Raw genomic sequence first — 24,108 nt, forward strand, 5'->3', positions numbered from 1 at the left:
CAATGGAAAGAGCAGCTTCTCGTCCAGGGCGCCTGACACCCGCCGTGCTGGCCCGCTGGCCGTTGCCGAAACCGCCCGAAGACGCGGACAAGGAGGTTCGCGGCCATGTGCTGGTGGTCGCGGGCAGCGACGAGATGCCGGGTGCGGCACTGCTGGCCGCGGTGGCCGCGCTGCGGGCGGGCGCCGGAAAACTCACGATCGCGGCACCGGCAGCCATCGCGCCGGGGCTGGCGTTCGCGATTCCCGAGTCGCGCGTGATCGGCCTTCCGCAGGCCCGCAGTGGTGGCCTGCTCGTGCGCGGGACCGAGTCGCTTGCGGCGACCGCGCACCTCGTCAGCGCCCTGGTCGTCGGACCCGGCATGCAACAGGAACGCGCTGTCGTCGGCTTCGTCCGTGCGCTGATGCCGCTGTTCGGCCACGCGACGGTGGTGCTGGACGCGTTGGCCATGTCGCTGGTGCGCACCGGTGCGGTGGACCAGCCGGCGGTGCTGACGCCGCATGCCGGAGAAATGGCCTACCTGAGCGGAAGCACCAAGGAGGCGGTCTGCGAGGATCCGGTCGGCGCGGCGCGCGAGGCCGCCACCCGCTGGAACGCGTGCGTGGCGCTGAAGGGGGGCCGCACCATCATTGCTTCGCCGGACGGCGGCCTCTGGCAGTTCGATGGTGGATCGGCCGGACTGGCAACGTCTGGCTCCGGCGACACGCTGGCAGGGTTGATGGGGGGTTTGGCCGCGCGCGGACTGCCGCCCCTGGCGGCGTGCGCCTGGGGTGTCGTGGCCCACGCCAGTGCCGGAGCGGCACTGTCGCGCTCGCACGGTCCTCTGGGGTACCTGGCGCGCGAGTTGGCCGGCGAGTTGCCCGCTCGCTTGCACGCGCTCGGCAAGCGCCGGGGCGCGAACTGAAAACTCCGCCTCGGACCTGAGCGCTCGACCATCGATCGCTCGCGATCAACGCGCCATCCATCGAATGCTTGCGCCCGATCAAGCTCGCTCAGCCCTCCCCAAGCTATAAAGTGCGTGGGAACGACCCCCTGACGCGAGCCTGTGGGAGACGCTTTGAGAGACGACGCCGCTGCCGCCGCGAATGCAGCCCCGCTGGGGCGGTATCAGACCCTCCAGGCCGGGCTGGACCTGCTCGACCAGGGGCTTTCGATCTTCGATGCCGACCTGCGGCTCGTCGCATGGAATCGCGCCTACGAGCGGCTGCTCGATTTTCCGGAGGGCATGGCGCACGTCGGCACCCCGTTCGAGACGTTCATACGCTACAACGCACGGCGCGGCGAATACGGGGCGGGCGAGCCGGAGGCGCTGGTGGCCGAGCGGGTGGCTGCGGCGCGCACTTTCGAGCCGCACGACATCGAGCGGACCCGTCCCGACGGGCGCGTGCTGCACATCCGCGGGGAGCCGCTGCCGGGCCACGGGTTCGTCACGCTCTATTCCGACGTCACCGCGCAGCGTCGCGCCGAGCGCACGATCCGCGAACAGAACGCCGATCTCGAGCATCGTGTCGCGGCACGGACCGCCGAACTGGTGAGCAGCGAGCAGCGCGTGCGACTGGTGATGGACTCGATTCCGGCGTTGGTGGCTTACTTCGACCGGCGGCGCGTCTATCGCTATCTCAACCGTGGCTACCACGATTGGTTTCGCACCGACACTTCGCGTCCGGAAGGCGTCAGTGCGCGCGCCTTTCTGGGCGACGAGGTCTATGCGCTGGTCAAGCCGAATGTGAGGCGGGCCGTGGCCGGCGAATCGGTGGACTTCGAATACGAACTGGTCATCCACACCGGCGAGCGGCGCTGGGTGCGCACCTCGCTCGTCCCCGAGCGTGCGGGCGACGGGACGGTGGCCGGCTGCTTCGAACTGACCTTCGACATCACCGGGCAGAGGCGATCCCAGGAGCTGATCGCGCGCGCCCAGAAGCTCGAGGCGTTGGGCCACTTGACCGGCGGCCTGGCGCACGATTTCAACAACATCCTGACGGTCGTGATCGGGAATCTCGCCGCCTTGAAGGCGGCGCAGCCCGACGATCCGATCGTGCCCGAATACATCCAGCCGGCGCTCGATGCAGCGCGCCGCGGCGCGGGCCTGGTGGAAGGATTGATGCGCTTCGCGCGCCGCCAGCCGCTCAAAGCCGGCGCGGTCGACGTGGGGACCGTGTTGCGCGCGGCCGAGAGCCTGCTCAGGCACTCCTTGCCGGAGCGCATCGAGCTTGCGGTCGGCATCGCCGGCGCCGGTGCGCCGGGGCCCAAGGCCTGGATCGATGGCGGCCAGCTCGAGCAGGCGCTCATCAACATGATCCTCAATGCGCGTGATGCCATAGCGTCGCACGGGCGCATCACCCTTCGCGCGTGCCCCGCGGTGCTCGACCCCCATACGGCCACGATGCTGCAGACCTCGCCCGGCGACTGCGTGCGCATCGACGTCCAGGATGACGGCGCTGGCATGGACGAGCACACGTTGGCGCACATGTTCGAGCCCTTCTTCACCACCAAGCAACCGGGCAGCGGCACGGGGCTCGGCATGGCGATGGTCTACGGCTTCATCAAGCAGTCGGGCGGCGCCATCGACGTGCGGAGCGCGCCGGATCGTGGCACGACCATCTCGCTGTGGCTGCCGGCGGCCGCGGGCCACGCCGGCGAGAGTCGGCCCTTGCCCGCCGCTGGGCCGGGGTTGCCAGGCCAGCGCGGACTGGCGCTGCTGGTGGACGACGACGCTCAGGTGCGCCGGGTCGTTCGTCGTGACCTGCTCGACCTGGGCTATGCCGTGCTCGAGGCCAGCGACGGCGCGGGGGCGCTGGCCTTGCTGCGGCAGACACCCGACATCGCGCTGCTGGTGTCGGATGTGTCCATGCCGGGCGGCGTCGATGGCTGCGAGGTCGCGCGAACGGCACGCGAGCTGCATCTGGCGCGCGCCGTGGTCCTGATGAGCGGCAACGTGGCCGCAGACCGCATGGTGCCGGGCGTCCCATGGCTGACCAAGCCCTTCACGGCGGCCCGGTTGGCGTCGGCAATCGAGGAGGCGCGCTCATGAGCACGCATCCGGCGCGTGCGTCGTTGGACGAGAGCGCGCCGCCCTCTCTGATCTTCCTGGTCGAAGACGATCCGGCCGTCACGAAGATCGTCTTGAACGCACTCACCGAATTCGGATTCACCGCCCAGGGCTTTCCGACCGGCGCCGCCGTGTTGCGTCGCATGCAGACCGAGAAGCCCGACTTGTGCATCGTCGATCTCGGGCTTCCGGACATGGACGGCATCGACCTGGTGCGCCGCATCACGGCGCACTGCAGCGCCGGGGTGTTGATCCTCACCGGTCGCGGCCACACGGCCGATCGCGTGAAGGGCCTCGAACTCGGCGGCGACGACTACGTGACCAAGCCCTTCGAGTCGCGGGAGTTGGTGGCGCGGGTGCGCAGCATCCTGCGCAGGCGCATGGCCCCGTCAGGGGCGACCAGCGGGCGGCAGCGTCGCTTTGCCTCGTTCCTGGGCTGGCGCATCGATTGCGAGGCCCACATCCTGCGCGCGCCCGATGGCGAGGAACACCTGCTCGGCACCGCCGAGACGCAGGTGCTGCGCTGCTTTATCGAGCGACCGCATCAGATCCTCACGCGCGAGCAATTGATCGGAGCGAGGGACCTGCTGCCGACCGACCGCAGCATCGACGTGCGCATCTCGCGCCTGCGTCGCAAGATCGAGGTCGACCCTCACGACCCGGTCATCATCAAGACCGTCTATGGCGCGGGCTACATGTTCGCCGCCGCCGTCACCTGGGACTGAAACGCAGGCGGGGATTCGCTCTGCGCGACGAAGGACGTGCAATGTGACGAATGTTTGCATGCCCCCCTGCGGCCGGATGCGGCGATCGAGAATCGTGTCGCCCCATCCCCAAGGCATGTCCCTGCAGCCGACGACACGTGCCGACGCAGCTGTCCGCTGTTGGTGTGCTACCGCACAGACTCGAACACACGATGCGCGCAGGGTAGGGCTGTCGGCATGCACGCAAAGGAGATATCAGTGAGCGAAGAATCGATCATTTACCCGGTGCCGGACGCTGTCATGAAGGGCGCGCACATATCGGGCATGCCGGCCTACCAGAAGCTGGTGGCAGAGGCCCACACAGACCACAGCGCCTACTGGGCGCGTCTGGCTCGCGAGTTCGTGAGCTGGAAGAAGCCTTTCACGAAGTCGCTCGACGAAAGCGGCGCGCCTTTCTTCAAGTGGTTCGAGGACGGCACGTTGAATGCCTCCTACAACTGCCTGGACCGCCATGTCGAGAGTGGCCGCGGCGACAAGGTGGCCATCCTCTTCGAGGCCGACGACGGCCAGGTCAGCCGCGTCACCTACAGCGACCTGCTGGCGCGCACCTGTCGCCTGGCCAATGCGCTGAAGGCGCGGGGCGTCAAGAAGGGTGACCGCGTCGTCATCTACATGTCGATGAGCGTCGAGGGCGTGGTCGCGATGCAGGCTTGCGCACGAATCGGCGCGACGCATTCGGTGGTGTTCGGCGGCTTCTCGGCGCAAAGCCTTCGCGATCGCATCGCGGGAGCGGGTGCGGTGATGGTGATCACGGCCGACGAGCAGCTGCGCGGCGGCAAGCAGCTGCCGCTCAAGGCCATCGTCGAGGAGGCGATCGCGCTCGGCGGTTGCGAGTCGGTGAAGGATGTCATGGTCTATCGGCGTACGGGCGGCAAGATCGCGTGGGAGCCCTCCCGCGACCGCTGGATGCATGACGAAACGCAAGGGCAGGCCGACACCTGCGAACCCGAATGGGTCGGTGCCGAGCACCCGCTGTTCCTCCTCTACACCTCGGGCTCCACTGGCAAGCCCAAGGGCGTGCAGCACTCGACGGGCGGCTACCTGGTGCATGCAGCAGTGAGCACGACCTGGACCTTCGACCTGAAGGACGAGGATGTGTTCTGGTGCACCGCCGACATTGGCTGGGTCACCGGTCACACCTACATCACCTACGGTCCACTCGCCGTCGGCGCGACGCAGGTGGTGTTCGAAGGCGTGCCCACGTACCCGGATGCGGGCCGCTTCTGGAAGATGATCCAGGATCACAAGGTCAGCGTGTTCTACACCGCGCCCACCGCGATCCGCTCGCTGATCAAGGCCGCCGAGGCCCATGACGCGGTGCATCCCAAGAGCTACGACCTGGGCAGCCTGCGCATCCTGGGGTCGGTGGGCGAGCCGATCAATCCTGCGGCCTGGGAGTGGTATCACCAGCACGTGGGCGGCGGCCGTTGCCCCATCGTCGACACCTTTTGGCAGACCGAGACCGGCGGCCACATGATCACGCCCTTGCCCGGCGCGACGCCGCTGGTGCCCGGCTCCTGCACGCTGCCTTTCCCCGGGATCGCGGCCGCGGTCGTCGACGAGACCGGCAACGATGTGCCCAACGGTCAAGGCGGGCTGCTGGTGGTGAAGAAACCCTGGCCCGGCATGATCCGCAACATCTGGGGCGATCCCGAGCGCTTCAAGGTCAGCTACTTTCCGCCGGAGCTCAAGGGCTACTACCTGGCGGGCGACGGATCGATCCGCGACGCCGAGACCGGTTATTTCACGATCACCGGCCGCATCGACGACGTGCTCAACGTGTCAGGCCACCGCATGGGGACGATGGAAATCGAATCGGCACTGGTGTCCTGCACGACGCTGGTGGCCGAGGCCGCCGTGGTGGGTCGTCCGGACGAGACGACGGGCGAGACGATCTGCGCCTTCGTCGTGCTGAAAGGCGTGCGTCCCACGGGCGACGAGGCCAGGAGGATCGCGACGGAGTTGCGCAACTGGGTGGCCAAGGAAATCGGCCCCATCGCCAAGCCGAAGGACATCCGCTTCGGCGACAACCTGCCCAAGACGCGCAGCGGCAAGATCATGCGACGCCTGCTTCGCTCGATCGCGAAGGACGAGGCGATCACGCAGGACATCTCGACGCTGGAGAACCCGGCCGTCCTCGAGCAGCTCATGGAAAGGAACTGACAGTGGAAAACGATCTGACATCGAGGATCCTGCGCGACCCGAACTATCAGGCGCTGAAGTCGAAGCGCTCGCGCTTCGGCTGGTGGCTGACCGCGGCGATGATGGTCGTGTACTACGGCTTCATCCTGCTGGTGGCCTTCGACAAGCCCTTCCTCGCGACCCGGCTGGGCAGCGGCGTCACGACGATCGGCATGCCGCTCGGGCTCGGGGTCATTGTTTTCACCATCGTCATCACGGGCATTTACGTCCACCGCGCCAATGGCGAGTACGACAGGCTGACCGACGAGATCGCCAAGGCGGTCCTGAAATGAGCCGCTCCCTCGTTGCGAAGGCGCTGGGGCTGATGGTCCTGCTGGCGGCAGCGCAAGCCGCGCAGGCCGCGGGCGCCGATCTCGGCCAGCTCGACAAGCAGGCCACCAATTGGACGGCGATCGGCATGTTTGCCGCCTTTGTCGTCGGCACGCTCTTCATCACCAAATGGGCCGCGGCCAAGACCAAGAGCGCGGCCGACTTCTACACGGCCGGCGGCGGCATCACCGGCTTCCAGAACGGCATGGCGATCGCGGGCGACTACATGTCGGCCGCCTCGTTCCTCGGCATCTCGGCGGCGGTGATGGTCGGCGGCTTCGATGGCCTGATCTATTCGATCGGCTTCCTGGTCGGCTGGCCGGTGGTGACCTTCCTGCTGGCGGAGCGGCTGCGCAACCTGGGCAAGTTCACCTTTGCCGATGTCGCGGCCTTCCGCTTCGAGCAGACGCCGGTGCGCGTGTTCGCGGCGTCGGGCACGCTGGTGGTCGTGGCCTTCTACCTGATCGCGCAGATGGTGGGCGCGGGGCAGCTCATCAAGCTGCTGTTCGGGCTGGAGTACTGGATCGCGGTCGTCATCGTCGGCGCGCTGATGATGGTGTACGTGCTGTTCGGTGGCATGACGGCGACCACCTGGGTGCAGATCATCAAGGCCTGCCTGCTGCTCGCGGGCGCGACCTTCATGGCCTTCATGGTGCTGTGGAACTTCGGCTTCAGCCCCGAAGCGATGTTCGCGAAGGCGGTCGAAGTGAAGACGGCCATCGCGACCGCCGCGGGCAAGCCGCCCGAGGCCGCTGCCGCGGAAGGCTTCTCGATCATGGGGCCGGGCGGCTTCATCAAGGATCCGATCTCGGCGATCAGCTTCGGCATGGCGCTGATGTTCGGCACGGCCGGGCTGCCGCACATCCTGATGCGCTTCTTCACGGTGCCCAACGCCAAGGAGGCGCGCAAGTCCGTGCTGTGGGCGACCACCTGGATCGGCTACTTCTACGTGCTGACCTTCATCATCGGTTTCGGCGCGATCACCTTCGTGCTGACCGATCCGCAGTTCCTTGACCCCAAGGGGGGCCTGCTCGGCGGCGGCAACATGGCAGCGGTCCACCTGGCCAAGGCGGTGGGCGGCAACGTGTTCCTCGGCTTCATCTCGGCAGTGGCCTTCGCGACCATCCTGGCCGTGGTGGCGGGCCTCACCCTGTCCGGTGCATCGGCGGTGTCGCACGACCTGTATGCCACCGTGTTCAAGAAGGGCAAGGCGGACAGCGTGGCCGAGCTGAAGGTGTCGCGCATCACGACGGTCGCGCTGGGCGTCGTCGCGGTCGTGCTCGGGATCGTGTTCGAGAAGCAGAACATCGCGTTCATGGTGAGTCTGGCTTTTGCGATCGCCGCGTCTGCCAATTTCCCCGTGCTGCTGATGTCGGTGCTGTGGAAGGACTGCACCACGCGCGGCGCGGTCATCGGCGGGTTTCTCGGGCTCGTCTCCTCGGTGGTGCTGACGGTGGTGTCGCCGGCCGTGTGGGAGGCGACGCTGGGCAACCCCAAGGGCTCGGCCCTGTTCCCCTACCAGTCGCCGGCGCTGTTCTCCATGACCATCGGCTTCGTCGGAATCTGGCTGTTCTCGATCCTCGACAAGAGCCCGCGCGCGGCCAAGGACCGGGCGGGGTTCCTCGCGCAGCAGGTGCGTTCGGAGACCGGCATCGGCGCGGAGGGTGCATCCGGACACTGAGGCCCTTCGCATCGATCGGCCATGCCCAACGCCTTCGACTTCTCGGCCTCGCCCTTCGACTGCCTGGACGAGGACGAGCGCAAGCTGGTGCGGGACCACGTCGACATCGCCTACTTTCGCGAGGGTGAAGCGCTGCTGGAGCCGGGCGTCGAACCCGCGCACCTCTTCGTCATCATCAAGGGCCACGTCTCGCAGTTGGACGCGGGCGAGGCGGTGGCAGGCTACGGGCCCAACGATTGCTTCGACGGCCGTTCGCTGATGGCCGGGCGCGCCGGCAGCCGGTTCGTGGCCGCCGAGGAGGTGGTCGCCTACCTGCTGGCCAAGGCCGCCGTCATGGCCCTGATCGCCCGCAACGCGACCTTCGGCTCGCTCCTGTTCGCGGACCTGTCGAACAAGCTCGAGACCCTGGCGCAGCGCCACGAGCAGCGCGAGATGCATGCGTTGACGATGTCGCGGGTCGAGGAAGCATTCCTGCGACCGGCGCACGTCGTGGACGGAGCCGCCGACATCGTGACCGTGGCCCGGCTGATGCACGCCGAGCATTCGAGCAGCGTGCTGGTCCGCGACGGCGAGCGGCTCGGCATCTTCACCAACACGGGCCTGCAGCGCGCAGTGGTCGAGGGCCAGCCGCTGGACCGGCGGCCGGTGCGCGAGCTGGCCACCTTCGCACTGGTGAGCATCGCGCCGGATGCGCCCCTGTTCGACGCGCTGGCGCTGATGATCCGGCATCAGGTCCACCGGCTCGTGGTGGCCGATGGCTCGCGCGTTGTGGGCTTGCTGGAGCAACTCGATCTGTTGAGCTTCCTGTCGAACCATTCGTACCTGATCACCGTGCGGGTCGTGCGCGCGCAGAGTCTCGACGAGTTGCGCTCCGAGGCCGGGAAGATCACGGACTTCATCGCATTGCTGTACCGCGGCGGGACGCGCGTCGGCCAGATCGGCAGGCTGGTGCAGGCGCTCAACGCCAAGCTCTTCGAGCGAGCCTGGCAACTGATCGCGCCCCCTGAGCTGCTGGCCGACAGTTGCCTGTTCGTCATGGGCAGCGAGGGACGCGGCGAGCAATTGCTCAAGACCGACCAGGACAATGGGCTGATCCTGCGGGACGGCACGCCGGTCAGCGATGCCGTCGTCGAATCGACCTGTCTGCGCTTTTCGGCGGCGCTGCGCGACTTCGGCTACCCCGAGTGCCCCGGGGGGATCATGGTCAGCAACCCGGCCTGGCGGCACGGCGCGAGCGACTTCCGCGCCGTGGTCCGGCGCTGGCTGCTCCTGCCCGATGCCGAAGGACTGATGGCGCTGGCCACCTTCATCGATGCCCACGCCGTCGCCGGCGACGCTTCGCTGCTCGGCGAGGTGCGCGCCGAGATCGATCGTCTCGTGGTGGCCAATGACGCGCTGCTCGGACAATTTGCGGCGGCCGTCGATCTGTTCCCCGACGCGCCGAGCGGCTGGTGGAGCCGCCTGCTGCTTCTCGGCGAGCACGAGCGGCAGTCGCTCGACCTGAAGAGGGCAGGCATCTTCCCGATCGTGCACGGCGTGCGCAGCCTGGCACTGCGCGATCACGTGCAGGCCACGGGCACGACCGCGCGGCTCGACGCACTGGTGGCCAACGGCCGGTTGCCGGCCGAACTGGCCAACGACCTGGCCGACAGTCTTCACTTCCTGATGGGACTCAAGCTCAAGGCCGGCCTGGCCGAATGGGATGCCGGGCAAGCGGTCAGCGGCAGCGTGCGGGTCGAACGCTTGAGCAGCCTGGAGCGCGATCTGCTGAAGGATGCGCTCGCAGTGGTCAAGCGCTTCAAGGCGCTGGTGCGGCATCAATTCCACCTGGGGGGCGTATGAGGCTGCGTTGGGCGGGTGCGTTGCGCCGCCAATGGCTGCTCTATCACCTGGCCGACCCGCACTTTGCGTTCATGTACGACGCGCCGCCCGAAGGCGAGTGGGTGACGGTCGACTGCGAGACCACCGGCCTGGACGTGCGCCACGATCGCATCATCTCGATCGCCGCGGTGCGCATCGTCGGCAACCGGCTGTTGACCAGCGAGCGCCTGGAGTTGCTGGTGCGGCCCGAGCGGGCGATGACGGCCGACAACGTGCGGGTGCATCGCCTGCGCGAGCAGGACGTTGCGCTCGGCATCGATGCGGCGCAGGCGATGCGCCGGCTGATGGACTTCATCGGCAGCCGTCCGCTGGTGGGCTACTACCTGGAGTTCGACGTCGCCATGCTCAATCGCGAGATCTGGCCCTTGCTCGGCCTGCGATTGCCGCAGCCGAAGATCGAGGTGTCGGCCATGTACTACGACTACAAGAACCGGCAGCTGCCCGCGCCCCTGCGCGGCGGCACCATCGACCTGCGCTTCGCGACGATGATGAATGACCTGGGGCTGCCGCTTCGCGGTGCGCACGATGCACTGGACGATGCCGTCATGGCGGGCTTGGCGTTCGTGAAGTTGCGAGGCCTTCTGTAAGCACTTCAGTTCGATGGTGGCGGCAGGCCGGCTCATCGAGAGCTTGATCTGGCTCAAACCAGACCACCGAGGCAGCGACGAACATCGGGTCATCCAGACTTCTCGACAGGAGACCACCATGAAGATTCTTCTTGCCGTCGATGGCAGCGACTACACGAAACGAATGATCTCCTACCTCGGCGCACACAAGGACTTGTGGGTGACGGGCCATTCATTCACGGTCTTCTACGCGGTCCTCCCGGTCCCGCACCGGGCGGCTGCGTTCGCCGGGCCGGACCTCGTCCATGGCTACTACGAAGATGATGCGCGGGTCGTTCTCGAACCGGTCCGCGCGCTCCTCGCGGAGCACGGGATTCACGCCAAGGCGGTTCACAAGGTGGGCCATCCGGCCGAGGAGATCGCGTCGTACGCCGAATCGGGAAAGTTCGACCTCCTGGTCATGGGGTCGCACGGCGTCGGCGCCCTGAAGAACCTGGTGTTGGGCTCGGTCGCGACCAAGGTGCTCGCGAAATGCGCGGTGCCGGTCTTGCTGGTGCGCTGAAATGAAGGCGATCCTGTTCGTCGCTGCGACCCTGCTCGCGACCGTGATCCTGGTGGCTGCGGGACTGGGCGAGGGCGGCCAGGGCCTGCGGATCGGTTGGTTCGAGCTCTCGCAGCGCTGAGTTGCGGCGCTTCGACTGCTTCCTCGCTCGGCCGCCGATGGCTACCATCGGGCGGCCGCTCCTCACGGCGTCGTCGTGGCCCGAGTCGCCATCCGCTCGCGCAACGCCCGGTACGCGTCGTTGCACGCCGCCGCGGCCACCGGGTCCGACCCCGACGGATTCGACCTCGCCACGGCGTCCCAGTCCTGCGGGGTGAGAAGGCGCGCGGCCATCGGGACGATCTGCCGCTCCTCGGTGGCGAGATGGTGACGGTAGTAGGTCAGGTACAGGGCCGCCGACGCTTCGATCGATGAACGCAGGACCACGCCTTCGGCCATGGCCTCGCTCAGCAGCGCGACGAGTTGCTCGCCCGCGAAAGCGATCGCGCGGTGTTCCTGCAGCAAGCGGTTGACCGGCAGGCGCAGCGCCGGATCGCGCGCCACCATGCAAGCAAACGCGACGTCCTCGCGCGGATGGTGAAAGCGGTCGCCAAACTCGCTGAGATAGGACACGACGTCGCACATGGCGCCCAGATCCGGGTCTTCGCCTTCGTGAAGTTCAGCGACCTGCGCATCCAGGAAGTCCAGCAGCTGAGAGAAACGGACATGCTCGGCATGCCATTGCGCGACCCATTCCGCCATATCGAAACCTCCGAGAGCCGATGAGGGAGATGACCAGTCTAGGCCCGGATGGGAGGCGATTCTTTGAGCTAGATCAGGGAATCGAGGTCGGACGATCTCTTCCAGGGCGGTGCGAGATGTCTGCTAATGTGGCCTCATGACCGTCCGGCTCGCGTCCTCGATCATCGAACTCGTGCTCGGCATGAGCCTGGGCCCATCGTCCGAAGCCGCCGTGCGCAATCGCTGCTCGCTCGAAGGCGTCACCTGGGAACCCGGACAGGACGGCGACGTCAAGGTCGGGATCCGGAACTTCGAGGCGACAGCGCTCCGGATTTCCTCCGGGGCGCTGGTCCTGGAGATCGGCCGCATGGTCGTGCGTGGAGGGGCCGGGCAGGTACGGGCCGAGGCTGGCGGGCTGCATCTTTCTTCGGTCGAGGCGATCGAAGCCGAGCTCTCGGGAGTGAAGCTGTCCGGACCCTTGGTGATGCCGGTAGAAGTTCAGAAGGTACGCGACGCGTTGCCCGCGGCGGGCAGCGTGGCACCTGCCGCCGGCCGCCTTGCGCCGCACGCGGTGCCGGATGTGCCGTCGCTGGGCCCATTGGCGCAGGCCGATGGCACGATCCGCGGGCAGATCACGGACGCGCACCTGCTGTTCGACGCCGAAGTCACGGTGCCGATACGGCAGGGACAGATCGATTTCAACGACGCCACCGTGCAGAACGTGGGTCCGGACTCGCGCATGGGCGTGAGCCGGATGGGCATCTATGTCGATGCGCCGAATGGGCGCAGCTACGTGTACCAGTTCCCCTCGGCGCCGCTCGGGGGCGTCGAGTTCGAGCGGCGCGGGGCGTTGCTGGGCGCGTGGGTTTCCGAGCGCGGCAAGCTGCGCCTGCAGGAATTTGCTGAGGCGATGCTCCGCCAGAGCGGCGGCGCGAGCCAGGGATTGACGGAGCAGGCGCGCCTGTTGTTGGGCCGCACGGCGCTTTCGGGCGAGGTGCAGCTCGGCGACGCACCGTTCGCCGTGCCGGGGCTGCGAGCGCACATGGAGGGACGCCGCGACGGGCGCAATGCGCTCGTGCTTCGTTCGGAGGCGCTGGGCGAGGGTTTGACCGTGGAGATGCCGTCGATGTCGGCACGTGACGCGATGGCGACGTGGGCAAGCTTCCAACTCGCGTGCAGCGCGATCACGGCGCGGCTCAAACTGCAGCTGACTGTCGACGGCTCGCGCATGCACTTCGCTCTCGAGATCGAGAATTGCAAGGTCGCCGCTCCAAGGCTGCAGCGCCGCGTACTCGCATAGGGCGCAGCGCAGGCTGGACTGAAAACGGGCCGGTCGGCCGCCGCGCTTGCGGGGTGCTGACTCAAGCGGATGCGGCGCGGATGACCTCGGCGATCCGATGCGGATCCGGCTCGACGCCGATGCCCGACGCATCGCCCAGGCTCACGCACCCGTCGTTGCCCAGGCGTTGGAGGGCGGGCGCGACGGCTGTGCGCAACGGGTTGTCGTTGGCGTCCACTTCGAGCAGGCCGTCGCCGCCCGCTGCTGCCAGCAGGTGCGCCGAGGCCAGCAGGCCCACACCCGCACCCAGGTAGTGGGGGCAGTAGCGCAAACCGGCCGCCTGGGCGCGGCGGATGACGGGCCAGCAGCCCGAGATCCCGCCCCACTTGGCCGCGTCGGGCTGGAGCACGGACAGCACGCCGGCGTGCAGTGCGGCATCGAAGGCTTCGCCACCCGCGATGTTTTCTCCGGCGGCCAGGGGAATCTGCGTGGAGGCCTGCAACGCTTGCCAGTCTGTCCATGGGCGATCGGCACGCAGCGGTTCTTCGAGCCAGCGCAGGGCGTAGGGTGCGAGCAGCGGTGTCATGCGTTGCGCCTCGGCCAATGACCAGCTTTGGTTGGCGTCCACCATCAGCTCGGTATCGTCCCCCAGCGCGCGCCTCATCGCGTCGAGGTTGGCGAGGTCGCGCTCCTGCCCGAAGCCGACCTTGAGCTTGAAGGCTCGGTAGCCTTCGTCGCGCCGGCGCAGCGCCATGCGCTCCGGCTGGTCGGGATTGATGCCGCTCGCGTAGACCGGAACGCTGCTGCGTGTGCCGCCCAGGTGGCGCCACAGCGGCTGGCCGGCGCGACGCGCGCTCAGGTCCCACAGGGCCAGGTCGATGCCCGCGATCGTTTGCGCGATCGGCCCCTGCTCGCCCGACTGGATGGCCAGCACCGCCGTGCGCTCGGTGAGCGTGGCCCAGGCGTCTGCCGGGCCCGCGAACGGCTGGTCCAGCAGGAGCGGTGCCATCACCGTCTCGAGCAGGCGCGCGCGGTGCTCCGCGCCGCAGGCGGGGAAGTTGCACCAGATCTCGCCCCAGCCGACGGCGCCATCCGCATCCTCGGCGCGCACGAACACGGCCGGGCGGTCGTGCATCACGCCGAAGGAGGTGCGCACCGGCGTCTTCACGGGATAGCGGAACACCAGGGCTTCGAGTCGGGCCAGGGTGATCGAAGAGGAGGGCAGTGTGGCGTCGTCGGTCATGGGGTCATGCTTTGAGGTTCATCTCGACGTGGATCGCATCGCCACGGTAGGTCACTTCGGCAAAGTAGATCACGCGGCCGGACTCGTCTCGGAACACGCGGCGCACCTCGGCGACGGGCGCGTTGACGGGAACACCGAGCAGGTGGGCCACCTCCAGGTCGGCGGTCCCGATGGTCAGCACCTGGTGCGCGTGCGCGATGGTCACGCTTTTCATCGAGGTCAGCAGCGGGATCACCGTCTCGTCGCGAAAGCGCCTGGGGCTGCGGCGGAAGATGCGCTCGTCCAGGTGGATGTTGATCACGCAGTACGGCTGTCCATCGCGCGAGTGCACGCGGCGCATAAACACGTAGCGCTCGGCCGGCGTGCCTTCATCGGGACGCAGCGCCGGTGCGGTGGTCGATTCGTCGATGTTGACGATCTGCGGCTCGGTGTCGCGGTACACGCGAGCCAGCTCGTCGAGTGTGGTGACCACGTTGAGCCAGCGTTCGTTGGCGGGGCGCCCGGTCACGAAGGTGCCGCGGCCCTGCTGCGGCGACACCAGGTGATCGCGCGCGAGCAGGTCGATGGCCTGGCGCATGGTGACGCGTGCCACGCCGAACTCCGCGCCGAGCGCTTCCAGCGAGGGCAGTCGATGTCCCTGGGGCCACAGGCCGCGCGCGATGCGTTGGCGCAGCACGCCGGCGACCTGCAGGTAGCGGGGGATCGGGCTGTCGGAAAAGTGCGCGACGGACATGAGAAACAGGGGCAGAAGCTTATGCGGAAAAAGTCGAAGACTGGCGGGTCGGTCGCTGTGATCAGCTAAAGGTCTGGTCTATAGTATGACCTGACTGATCGAGCACAACAACACGGCCGCTGGCCATGCTTCATGGAGACCCGTTTTGTCGCCATCGTTTTCGGCGCCCCGGCGTGCTGCCCTGATCCTCGCGCCCTGGCTGGCGCTCTTGTTGGTTTGGTACGCGGTGCGTGCCAGCGGACTGGTGAATCCGGCGCTGGTGCCGGCGCCGCACCAGGTGGCGGCCAAGTTCATTGAGCTGGCGGGCGATCGCTTGCCGCTCGACGTGTGGATGTCCACGCAGCGGGTGTTCATCGGCGTCACGCTGGGGACGCTCCTGGCCGTGCCGGTGGGCTTCTGCCTGGGCTGGTACAAGAGCTTGCGCACCTTCGTGGACCCGGTGATCAACTTCTTCCGCGCCTTGCCGCCCATCGCGCTGATCCCGCTGGTGATCGTGTACTTCGGAATCGGCGAGGCGGCCAAGACCATGATCCTGTTCTACGCCTCGTTCTTCGCCGGCGTGATCGTGATGTACGAAGGCATTGCGCAGATCAGCCCGATCTACGTGCGGGTGGCACGCACCCTGGGGGCCAACGACTTCGAGATCTTCGCCAAGGTGATCGTGCCGCTGACGGTGCCGCATATCCTCACCGCCATCCGCGTGGCGCTGGGCGTGGCCTGGGCCACGCTGGTGGCGTCGGAACTGATCGCCGCGCAGCAGGGGTTGGGCGCGTTGATCCAGAACGCCTCGGCCTTCTTCCAGCTCGACATCATCTACGTGGGCATCATCTGCATCGGCTTCGTTGCGCTGGTCATGGACCTGCTGCTGCGCGCACTGAGCCGCCGCCTGGTGGCCTGGCAGGACCGCATCGCATGAGCGGCGGCCGCACGACCGACGCGCCGGTGCGCGTTTCCTTTCGCGATGTGTCGGTGGACTTCCCCACCGCGCAGGGCCCGATGCGGGTGCTCGACGGCGTGTCGTTCGACATCCGCCAGGGCGAGTTCGTCTCGATCATCGGCCCCTCGGGATGTGGCAAGACGACGCTGATGAACATCCTCGGCGGCTTTGTGCAGCCCACCGCAGGGCAGGTGCTGCTCGACGGCCGGCCGGTGCTTGGGCCCGGGCCGGACCGCGGCGTGATCTTCCAGGAGTACGGCGTCTTCCCCTGGCTCACGGTGCGGCAGAACATCGCCTTCGGCCTCAAGCTGGCAGGCAACAAGGTCCCGAAGCCGGAACACCAGGCCATCGTCGAGCGCTACATGGGGCTGATGGGCCTGAAGGACTTTGCCGACCATTTCCCCAAGCATCTCTCCGGCGGCATGCGCCAGCGGTTGGCGATCGCGCGGGCCTACGCGGTGCGGCCCCAGTTCCTGTTGATGGACGAGCCCTTCGGCGCGCTCGACGCACAGACGCGAAGCGCGATGCAGGACCTGCTGCTCGAAGTCCTGCAGACCGAAGGCAAGACGGTGCTGCTGATCACGCACTCGGTCGAGGAGGCGATCTACCTGTCCTCGCGCATCGTGGTGGTGACGGCGCGACCGGCGCGCATCCGCACGGTGATCGATGTGCCCTTCGGCTTTCCGCGCGCGGAGGACGTGCACGAGGACCCGCGCTTCGGCGCCCTGCGCGCGCAGATCCGCGAGCTCGTGATGCAGGAATACGCGGCCCAGGCGCGCCAGACGGTGCGCGTGGCCGATTGATCGACCGTCAGCTTTCAACCCAAGAGGAGACCCACCCATGCCCATCCAGCGCAGAAGCTTCATTCGCCACACCGTCGCCGCCACCGCGGCCCTCGGCATCGGTCTTCCGGCCCTTGCGCAGTCGCGCACCAAGGTCAAGGTCGGCTATCTGCATACGCCGGCCGTCGACGGTCAGCTCTGGCTGGGGATCCAGTCGGGCAGCTTCGCGAAGCAGGGGCTGGAACTGGAACCCGTTCTGTTCACGACCGGGCTGGAGCTGTTCCAGGCGATGATCGGCGGCAGCCTGGACGTGCTCGCCACGGGCGCGGTGCTGTCCAACTTCCCGGCCCGCGGGCAGGGCAAGGTGTTTCTGATCAACGACGTCGAGTACGCGACGGCCCAGCTCTGGGTGCGTGGCGATTCCGGCATCAAGAGCCTCGCCGACCTCAAGGGCAAGCAGATCTCCACCACCACCGGCACCACGGCCCACGTGTTCCTCGATCGCGCGCTGCGTTCCGCGGGGCTGGACCCGGCCAAGGACGTGCAACTGGTCAATCAGCGCATGTCCGAGGCCGTGACCTCGCTGATTTCCGGCGCCGTGCCGGCGGTGGCCCTGTGGGCGCCCTTCGATTCGGTGGTACGGCAGAAGCTGCCGGGGGCGAGCAAGATCGTCGATGCCTCTGCCTTCTTCCCGCAGGCGGCCATCGTCGGCGGGTGGGCCGCGCGCAACGACTACTACGAGAAGAACAAGGCGGTGCTCGGCAAGCTCATCGCGGGCTGGTTGCCGGCCAACGAGCAGATCGTGTCCAGCCCCGACGTCGCCGCCGAGCAACTGCAGAAGACGCAGTACAAGGAAGTGCCGCTGGCCGAGTTCAAGGAGCAGTTCAAGGCCTCCAAGTACTACTCGTCGGCCGAGTGGCGCACCAAGTACGCCGACGGCACGGTCACGCAATGGCTGCAGCAGGTGACGGACTTCTTCGTCCAGACCGCCAACATCCCGAACGCGCTGAAAGCGCAGCAGTACTTCGATCCGTCGCTGTTCACCGCCCTCGTGAAGGCATGACGGCTGCGCGCGCAGGCTTCGACCACATCATCGTCGGCGCCGGCTCGGCCGGTTGCGTGCTGGCCAACCGGCTCAGCGGCGCCGGACGCCGCGTGCTGCTGCTCGAGGCCGGCGGTGCGGGCGGTCATTTCTGGCTGCGCCTGCCGGTGGGCTACTTCCGCTCGATCTACGATCCGCGCTTTTCGTGGCAGTTCGACGTCGAGCCCCAGCCCGAGACCGGCAACCGCGGCATCGTCTGGCCGCGCGGGCGGGTGCTGGGCGGCTCCAGCGCCATCAACGGACTGATCTACATCCGCGGCCAGCACGCGGACTTCGACGACTGGGCACGTGCGGGCGCCGAGGGCTGGAGCTACCGCGAGGTGCTGCCGTTTTTCAGGAAGTCGGAGCGCTATGCGGGTGGCGAAAGCGAATACCACGGCGGCGGCGGCGAGCTCGGCGTCTCGGACCTGCGCAACGATCATCCCTATTGCGCGGCCTGGCTCGAGGCCGGTGCACAGGCGGGCTTTCCGGCCAGTGATGATTTCAACGGCGCCCGCGACGAGGGCCTTGGCGTGTATCAGCTGACGCTGCGCGGGCACTGGCGGTGCGATGCGGCCAGCGCCTTTCTGACACCCGCCATGGCGCGGCCGAACCTGCAGGTGCGCACCGGCGTGCATGTGACGCGCGTGATTCTCGAAGGGGGCCGAGCGACCGGCGTGGAATGGCTCGAGGACGGAGCGCTGCACCGTGCCGAGGCGGATGGCGACGTGATCCTCTCGGCCGGCGCGCTGCAGAGCCCGCAGCTGCTGCAGCTGTCGGGCATCGGGCCGGCCGAGGCGCTGCGGCGGCAGGGCATCGCGGTGCAGGCGGACGCGCCGGAAGTCGGCGCCAACCTGCAGGACCATTACCAGGCGCGTGTGATCGTCAAGCTGCGCGAGCGGATGTCGCTCAACGACCAGGTGCGCAGCCCGCTCGGGCTGGCCCGCATGGGCGCGCAATGGCTGTTCGGCCAACGCGGCCCACTCACGGTCGGCGCGGGCCAGGTCGGCGGCATGGTTCGCACGGCGGTCGCCAAGGATCCGCGCGCCGACGTGCTCTTCAACGTGATGCCGCTGTCGGTCGACAAGCCGGGCGACGCGCTGCACCGCTTCCCGGGTTTTTCGGCCTCCGCGGCGCAGTGCCGGCCAGAGTCGCGAGGCACGGTGTCGTTGCGCTCGGCCGATCCGCTGGCGCCGCCGCGCATCGTGTCCAACTACCTCACCGAGCCGCAGGACATTCGCGTGTTGGTGGAAGGCCTGAAGATCCTGCGCGAGATCTACGCCCAACCGGCCTTTCGCGACCTGGTGACCGGCGTCGAACACCTGCCGGGCAACGCGCTGCGCACCGACGAGGAGCTCGCGCAGTTCGCGCGCGCCAAGGGCGGTACGGTGTTCCATCCGGTTGGCACCTGCCGCATGGGCGGCGACGCCCGTTCGGTCGTCGATGCCAGGCTGCGCGTGCGCGGCGTGGAGGGACTGCGCGTGATCGACGCATCGGTGATGCCGACCATGACCTCGGCCAACACCAATGCGGCCGCGATCCTGATCGGGGAGAAGGGCGCCGACCTTCTGTTGAGCGGCGCTTGACCTTCATCGGCCAGTCGCCGACCTTCGGCGCACGCGTCGCGCACACGCGCCCACCCAGGATGCGCACTGCCCGCGGTGCAAAATCCGTGGCATGCAAATCCTCGAACTCAAGCGGCGACTGCGGGACGCCGGAGCGGGTCCCTTGCACGAGCACCGGGTCCTGCGGCTGTGGTCCCATGCGCTGCCCCGAGACAGCGGCAAGCGTCTGCCGGCGAGCTTTTTCCCATCGTCCCTGCTGGAGGCCCTGCCGGGCATTGAAGCGGATCTGGCCGGACTGGCGCGCATCCACGCGGTTCATCCCGGCGCCGATGGTTCCGAGCGGCTGCTGGTCGCATTGGCGGACGGTCAGACCGTCGAAAGTGTCTTGCTGCCTCGGGACGGACTTTGCGTTTCGTCGCAGATTGGGTGTGCCGTCGGTTGCCAGTTCTGCATGACGGGGCGCGACGGCTTGCTGCGCCAATTGGGAAGTGCCGAAATCATCGCCCAGGTTGCCCTCGCGCGCATGCGCCGTCCGGTGCGCAAGGTGGTGTTCATGGGCATGGGTGAGCCGGCCCACAACCTGGACAACGTCATGGAGGCGATCGACCTGCTCGGCACCGCGGGCAACATCGGCCACAAGAACCTGGTGTTCTCCACCGTGGGCGATCCACGCGTGTTCGAGAGACTGCAGCAGGGACGGGTCAGACCGGCGTTGGCACTCTCGTTGCACACGACCAGGGCCGACTTGCGCAGACGACTTCTTCCGCGCGCGCCGAACCTGACGCCCGAGGCACTGGTCACTGCCTGCGAACGCTACGCTCGAGCCACCGGCTACCCGATCCAGTACCAGTGGACGCTGCTGGAAGGTGTCAACGACGGTCAGGAGGAGATCGAAGGCATCGTCAGGCTGCTCTCCGGCAAGTACGGTGTGCTGAACCTGATCCCATTCAACGCCGTGGAGGGCGTCGGATTCCGTCGCCCGTCGTGGGAGCGCTGCAAACAGATGGCGCGCACGCTGCATGAGCGGGGCATTCTGACGAAGCTGCGCTACTCGGCCGGACAGGATGTCGACGGTGGGTGCGGTCAGTTGAGGGCCCGCGCCGCTGAAGTACGTATCCCGCTTCGAAGGGCCGAAGACCGGCGCTAGCCTTCCGCCGAGTCGGCCACGGCGGCGATCCACACCTCGAAGTCGCTCAATTGCTTCGTGACCGGCCGGTGCGCACGCCAGGCCCTGGCACAGCCGCCCTCGGTGTTTACGCGCAGACCGAAGCCTCCCGTCCGCCGCCCGAGAGGTCGTCTTGCACGTCGAACGGCGCCCCGGAGCCCACTGTCAGCTTTTGCCGTGGACTTCCACTGGGGCCGAGAGCTGACCCTGGCTTCAGAGTGCACCCTTGGCGGATGGACGTCGCGGCGTCAACTTTTCATCGCGGCCTCGCTGCGGCCGATGGCGAATGGCGCCTACCTCGGCAACTCCTGAGCGCTCACCTCGCTGCGCAGGCAGTGCTCTACGGTGGGCGAAACTCTGGACCAGGAAGGCCTCGCATGCTCGCGCTATCGGTATTTCTCGTGGAGGACAACTGCAATATCCGGGAGCAGCTGATTCCTGCTTTGGAAGTCCTGAGCTCGGCGAACGTGATGGCTGTGGCTGCATCGGAAGACGAGGCAATCGAATGGCTGGCTCGGCACAAGGGGCAGTGGGACCTTGCCGTCGTCGACATCTTTCTGGAGCGCGGCAGTGGTCTGGGCGTGATCCGCTGGTGCGAGGGGCGGGAGCCGCGCCAGCGCCTCGCCGTCCTGACGAACGACGCCACCGACGCAATGCGGGCCGCTTGCAGGGCAGCTGGCGCCGACGCCATCTTCGACAAGGCGAGTGAACTCGAGCGGTTCTTTGAGTTCTGCATGGAAGCCCGTCACCCCTGATGCCTTCGAGGCGCCTGCGCTCCAAAACGACGATCTCATGTCCCTTGGGTGAATTGGCTTCCTTGCCGTGAAGGAAGGGGCCGACGCTGAGTCGGCGGACCTGGCATCGCGAGCCAGGCTACTTCACGCGCTTCGGGGGCGCGTAGCCCACGGTCTTCATCGCCGCCCCGAGCGTTTGCTTCTTCTTCCAGTAGCCGGCCCAGGGGTCCGAGCTCTGGAATGACAGGTGTTCGCGCGCCGTCGCAATCGTCCACTGGGCCCCGCTCTTGAGCTTCGCCAGATCGTCCCATGCGATGGGCATCGAAACGCCAAGCCCGGGCCGCGCGCGAGCCGAGAACGCGGCAGCCGTCGTGGCGCCGTGCCCGTTGCGCAGGAAGTCGACGAAGAGTTTGCCCACGCGGTTCGAGGGCCCGCTCTTCGCCACGAACCGCGCCGGGATGGTCTTGGCCAGGTGCTGCACCACGGCCTGCGAGAAGCCTTTGACCGTCTCGTAGTCGAAGCGCGGCGCCAGCGGGACGACGACATGCAGGCCCTTTCCGCCGCTGGTCTTGAGCCAGGCCTCGAGACCGAGCTCGTTCAGGAGGGCGCGGACCAGGACGGCCGCTTCCTGCACGTGCTGCCACGACGTGCCCTCGCCGGGATCGAGGTCGAAGACCATGCGGTCGGGCTTGTCGATGTTCTTGGCGGTGGAGTTCCAGGTATGGAACTCGATCACGTTCATCTGCGCTGCGCTGGCCAGGGCCTGCGCCGTGCCCACCTCGAGCAGCGCGCCGTGGCCGGGCCACAGCGCCGGGTCCAGTTCCTGAATGCCGGGAATGCTGATTTTCTCGTCATGCTTCTGGAAGAAGAGTTGGCCGTGGATGCCCGAGGGGCCGCGCACGAGCGAGCAAGGCCGGCCTTGGAGGTGCGGGAGGATCCAGTCGGCCACGGACTCGTAGTAGCGCACCAGCTCGAGCTTGGTGAGGCCCGAGCCGGGATCGATGATCCGCTTCGCGTTGCTCACCGGGATACCGCCGACGGCAGAGCGGCCCGCGGTCTTGACCGGCCCCGCGCCGACCTGCCTGGCGGTCTCGCGCACGATGGCGGAAGGCGGCTTGTCGGTGCGCAGGGCCACAAAGGAGGCATGGCGGATCTGGTTGTCGGGGGTCCATTCCGCGAAGCCGACCTCGGCCACAAGGCGCGGCTCCACCCAGCGCTCGCTGCCTGGCGCGCGCTTGGACCAGCGCCCCGGCTGGGCCGCGCCCGCCGGAAACGGCGACTTCGCCAGCTCGATCTTCGACAGCTTGCGCTTGAGCGCGGCCGCCTCCTCGGCATCCCAGCCGGTGCCCACGCTGCCCACCGACACCAGCTCGCCCTGGGGGGTGTGCACGCCCAGCAGAAGGCTGCCGATCTGGGGCGAGCCGTCGGTGCGGTCCGTGTATCCGGCGATGACGAACTCTTGACGCTGCTGGCATTTGAGCTTGAGCCATGTCTCGGTGCGTCGGGAGGCGTAGGGCGCATCCGCGCGCTTGGCGATCACGCCCTCGAGGTTCATGCGGCAGGCCGAGCTCAGCACCGAGGCCGGATCGGCTTCGAACGCCGCGCTGTATCGCACGTGCTCGGTCCCTTTTTCGTCGAGGAGCGCCTTGAGCAGCTGCCGGCGGGACTCGAGGGCCGCCTCCCGCAGGTCGTGGCCTTCGAAGTAGGGAACATCGAACAAGAAGTAGATGATCGGGTCGCTGTTCGTCTGACGGTCGAACGCCTTCTGCAGCGCATTGAAATTCGGCAGGCCTTGATCGTCGAGCACCACGATCTCGCCGTCCAGCCATGCCGATTCGAGCCCGAACTGTTCGAGCTCGCGCACCAGGCCCGGCATCTTGGCGGACCAGTCGTGGCCGCCGCGAGTGATCAGGCTGGCCTTTCCGTTCTGGATCCGCGCCATGATCCTGTAGCCGTCGAACTTGATCTCGAAGAGCCACCGCCCGGCCGCGGGCACGCCGGTCGCGAGGGTCGCGAGTTGCGGGCTCATCTTGGCGGGCAGCGGCGCCTTCACCGCGCCGTGTATGCCCTGGTCCCCGTCCGCCGCGTTGCGTCGACCCGTTTGTTTCGCCGCGGCTTTCCCCGCGGGACGCTGGCCGTCTTCGTTCTCCGGGGGCTTCTTCAGCGGCTTCGCGATCACGCTGTCGGGCAAGGCGCTGACCACGTCGTACTCCGCCTTCGGCCGCGCGAACTCGTCGCGCTTCTTGAACAGGATCCAGGGCTCCTGCTTTTCGCCGCCCCTGGCGATCTTCACGAGCTCCCAGAGGCCGGCCATCTTCTGGCCATGCAGCCGGAACACGAGCTTGCCTTGCTGGAGCGCGTCATGCGGATCGCCGACAGGCTCCCAGGTGCCGTTGTCCCAGACGATGACCGTGCCCGCGCCGTACTGTTTGGGCGGGATCGTTCCTTCAAACGATCCGTAGGACAGCGGATGGTCTTCCACGTGGATGGCCATGCGCTTGTCGGCCGGGTCGTAGCTCGGTCCCTTGGGGACTGCCCACGAAAGCAGCACCCCGTCCAACTCGAGGCGGAAGTCGTAGTGCAGGCGGCTCGCGGCGTGCTTCTGGATCACGAACGAAAGGGCCTTCGGCCGGGAGGCGTGCCGTTGTCCGCGAGGCTCGGACGTGACCGAGAAGTCGCGTTTGGACCAGTACCTCTCCAGCGGGTCTGTCGGGGTGTCGCGTGCGGCCATCCGTGAAATTTACGGGCCGCCACCCGGGATGTCGAGCGGCCCGTGGCTCGCAGCGGGCGCGGCGGCGCCTGTTCGGGCCCGCGTTCGATCGGCTCGAGGAGCGCAACGCGTAGTCAAAGCTGGCGG

The 24,108-nt window shown here is 67.6% G+C and carries 20 protein-coding genes; 16 read left to right on the forward strand and 4 right to left on the reverse strand.

All coding sequences use genetic code 11. The features are described from left to right. Positions 1-2 precede the first annotated feature (2 nt). The 9 genes from QTI04_RS02195 to QTI04_RS02235 all read left to right on the forward strand — a co-directional run bounded on the left by QTI04_RS02195 (position 3) and on the right by QTI04_RS02235 (position 11,012). A complete protein-coding gene (locus tag QTI04_RS02195; RefSeq protein ID WP_286614015.1) occupies positions 3-902 on the forward strand; it encodes an NAD(P)H-hydrate dehydratase in 900 nt (299 codons plus the stop codon). A 153-nt stretch (positions 903-1,055) separates the two neighbouring features. Beyond that, complete coding sequence (locus QTI04_RS02200; RefSeq protein ID WP_286614016.1) at positions 1,056-3,029, forward strand: PAS-domain containing protein; 1,974 nt, start codon at positions 1,056-1,058, stop codon at positions 3,027-3,029. After that, positions 3,026-3,772 (forward strand): response regulator transcription factor, encoded by a 747-nt coding sequence (locus QTI04_RS02205; RefSeq protein WP_286614017.1) that lies wholly within the window; start codon positions 3,026-3,028, stop codon positions 3,770-3,772. Before QTI04_RS02200 ends, QTI04_RS02205 begins: the two co-directional genes overlap by 4 nt. A gap of 216 nt (positions 3,773-3,988) precedes the next feature. Continuing rightward, positions 3,989-5,974, forward strand: coding sequence for an acetate--CoA ligase (acs, locus tag QTI04_RS02210; RefSeq protein WP_286614018.1), 1,986 nt, complete (start codon positions 3,989-3,991; stop codon positions 5,972-5,974). A 2-nt stretch (positions 5,975-5,976) separates the two neighbouring features. Further along, positions 5,977-6,285, forward strand: coding sequence for a DUF485 domain-containing protein (locus tag QTI04_RS02215; protein ID WP_286604538.1), 309 nt, complete (start codon positions 5,977-5,979; stop codon positions 6,283-6,285). A gap of 32 nt (positions 6,286-6,317) precedes the next feature. Further along, complete coding sequence (locus QTI04_RS02220) at positions 6,318-8,003, forward strand: cation acetate symporter (RefSeq protein ID WP_286614150.1); 1,686 nt, start codon at positions 6,318-6,320, stop codon at positions 8,001-8,003. Positions 8,004-8,024: 21 nt separating this feature from the next. Further along, a complete protein-coding gene (locus QTI04_RS02225) occupies positions 8,025-9,845 on the forward strand; it encodes a putative nucleotidyltransferase substrate binding domain-containing protein (protein ID WP_286614019.1) in 1,821 nt (606 codons plus the stop codon). After that, complete coding sequence (locus QTI04_RS02230; RefSeq protein ID WP_286614020.1) at positions 9,842-10,471, forward strand: 3'-5' exonuclease; 630 nt, start codon at positions 9,842-9,844, stop codon at positions 10,469-10,471. Before QTI04_RS02225 ends, QTI04_RS02230 begins: the two co-directional genes overlap by 4 nt. 118 nt (positions 10,472-10,589) lie before the next feature. After that, positions 10,590-11,012 (forward strand): universal stress protein, encoded by a 423-nt coding sequence (locus QTI04_RS02235; protein ID WP_286604534.1) that lies wholly within the window; start codon positions 10,590-10,592, stop codon positions 11,010-11,012. 183 nt (positions 11,013-11,195) lie between these two features. Here QTI04_RS02235 and QTI04_RS02240 read toward each other — a convergent pair whose 3' ends face one another. Next, positions 11,196-11,753: a hemerythrin domain-containing protein gene (locus QTI04_RS02240; protein ID WP_286614021.1), complete on the reverse strand. Its 558-nt coding sequence runs from the start codon at positions 11,751-11,753 to the stop codon at positions 11,196-11,198. A gap of 136 nt (positions 11,754-11,889) precedes the next feature. Between QTI04_RS02240 and QTI04_RS02245 the strand changes: the two genes are divergently transcribed. Then, entirely contained in the window at positions 11,890-13,032 is a 1,143-nt protein-coding gene (locus QTI04_RS02245; RefSeq protein WP_286614022.1) for a hypothetical protein, read from the forward strand. Positions 13,033-13,093: 61 nt separating this feature from the next. On the opposite strand, the gene QTI04_RS02250 is transcribed toward QTI04_RS02245, so the two are convergent. Beyond that, on the reverse strand, positions 13,094-14,254 hold the full coding sequence (locus QTI04_RS02250) for a mandelate racemase/muconate lactonizing enzyme family protein (protein ID WP_286614023.1): 1,161 nt from the start codon (positions 14,252-14,254) through the stop codon (positions 13,094-13,096). A gap of 4 nt (positions 14,255-14,258) precedes the next feature. Continuing rightward, positions 14,259-14,987: a GntR family transcriptional regulator gene (locus QTI04_RS02255; RefSeq protein WP_286604525.1), complete on the reverse strand. Its 729-nt coding sequence runs from the start codon at positions 14,985-14,987 to the stop codon at positions 14,259-14,261. A gap of 145 nt (positions 14,988-15,132) precedes the next feature. On the opposite strand from QTI04_RS02255, the gene QTI04_RS02260 reads away from it, so the two are divergent. The 6 genes from QTI04_RS02260 (at position 15,133) to QTI04_RS02285 (ending at position 21,272) form a co-directional block, all read left to right on the forward strand. After that, the gene (locus QTI04_RS02260; protein WP_286604523.1) at positions 15,133-15,903 is read left to right on the forward strand and encodes an ABC transporter permease; all 771 of its coding nucleotides are present in this window, start codon (positions 15,133-15,135) and stop codon (positions 15,901-15,903) included. Beyond that, positions 15,900-16,727, forward strand: coding sequence for an ABC transporter ATP-binding protein (locus QTI04_RS02265; RefSeq protein WP_286604521.1), 828 nt, complete (start codon positions 15,900-15,902; stop codon positions 16,725-16,727). The genes QTI04_RS02260 and QTI04_RS02265 overlap by 4 nt, the downstream gene beginning before the upstream one ends. Positions 16,728-16,764: 37 nt before the next feature. Further along, positions 16,765-17,769, forward strand: a complete 1,005-nt coding sequence (locus QTI04_RS02270) for an ABC transporter substrate-binding protein (RefSeq protein ID WP_286614024.1) — start codon at positions 16,765-16,767, stop codon at positions 17,767-17,769. Continuing rightward, entirely contained in the window at positions 17,766-19,373 is a 1,608-nt protein-coding gene (locus tag QTI04_RS02275; RefSeq protein WP_286614025.1) for a GMC family oxidoreductase, read from the forward strand. The genes QTI04_RS02270 and QTI04_RS02275 overlap by 4 nt, the downstream gene beginning before the upstream one ends. A 91-nt stretch (positions 19,374-19,464) precedes the next feature. Further along, a complete protein-coding gene (locus QTI04_RS02280; RefSeq protein WP_286614026.1) occupies positions 19,465-20,499 on the forward strand; it encodes an RNA methyltransferase in 1,035 nt (344 codons plus the stop codon). A gap of 395 nt (positions 20,500-20,894) precedes the next feature. Beyond that, positions 20,895-21,272, forward strand: a complete 378-nt coding sequence (locus QTI04_RS02285) for a response regulator (RefSeq protein WP_286604515.1) — start codon at positions 20,895-20,897, stop codon at positions 21,270-21,272. Positions 21,273-21,390: 118 nt separating this feature from the next. Here the strand turns inward: QTI04_RS02285 and ligD are convergent, their stop codons facing one another. After that, on the reverse strand, positions 21,391-23,982 hold the full coding sequence (gene ligD / locus QTI04_RS02290; protein WP_286614027.1) for a DNA ligase D: 2,592 nt from the start codon (positions 23,980-23,982) through the stop codon (positions 21,391-21,393). Positions 23,983-24,108 lie beyond the last annotated feature (126 nt).

Origin of the sequence: Variovorax sp. J22R115, assembly GCF_030317005.1 — a bacterium.
In the GTDB taxonomy this organism is placed as follows: domain Bacteria; phylum Pseudomonadota; class Gammaproteobacteria; order Burkholderiales; family Burkholderiaceae_C; genus Variovorax.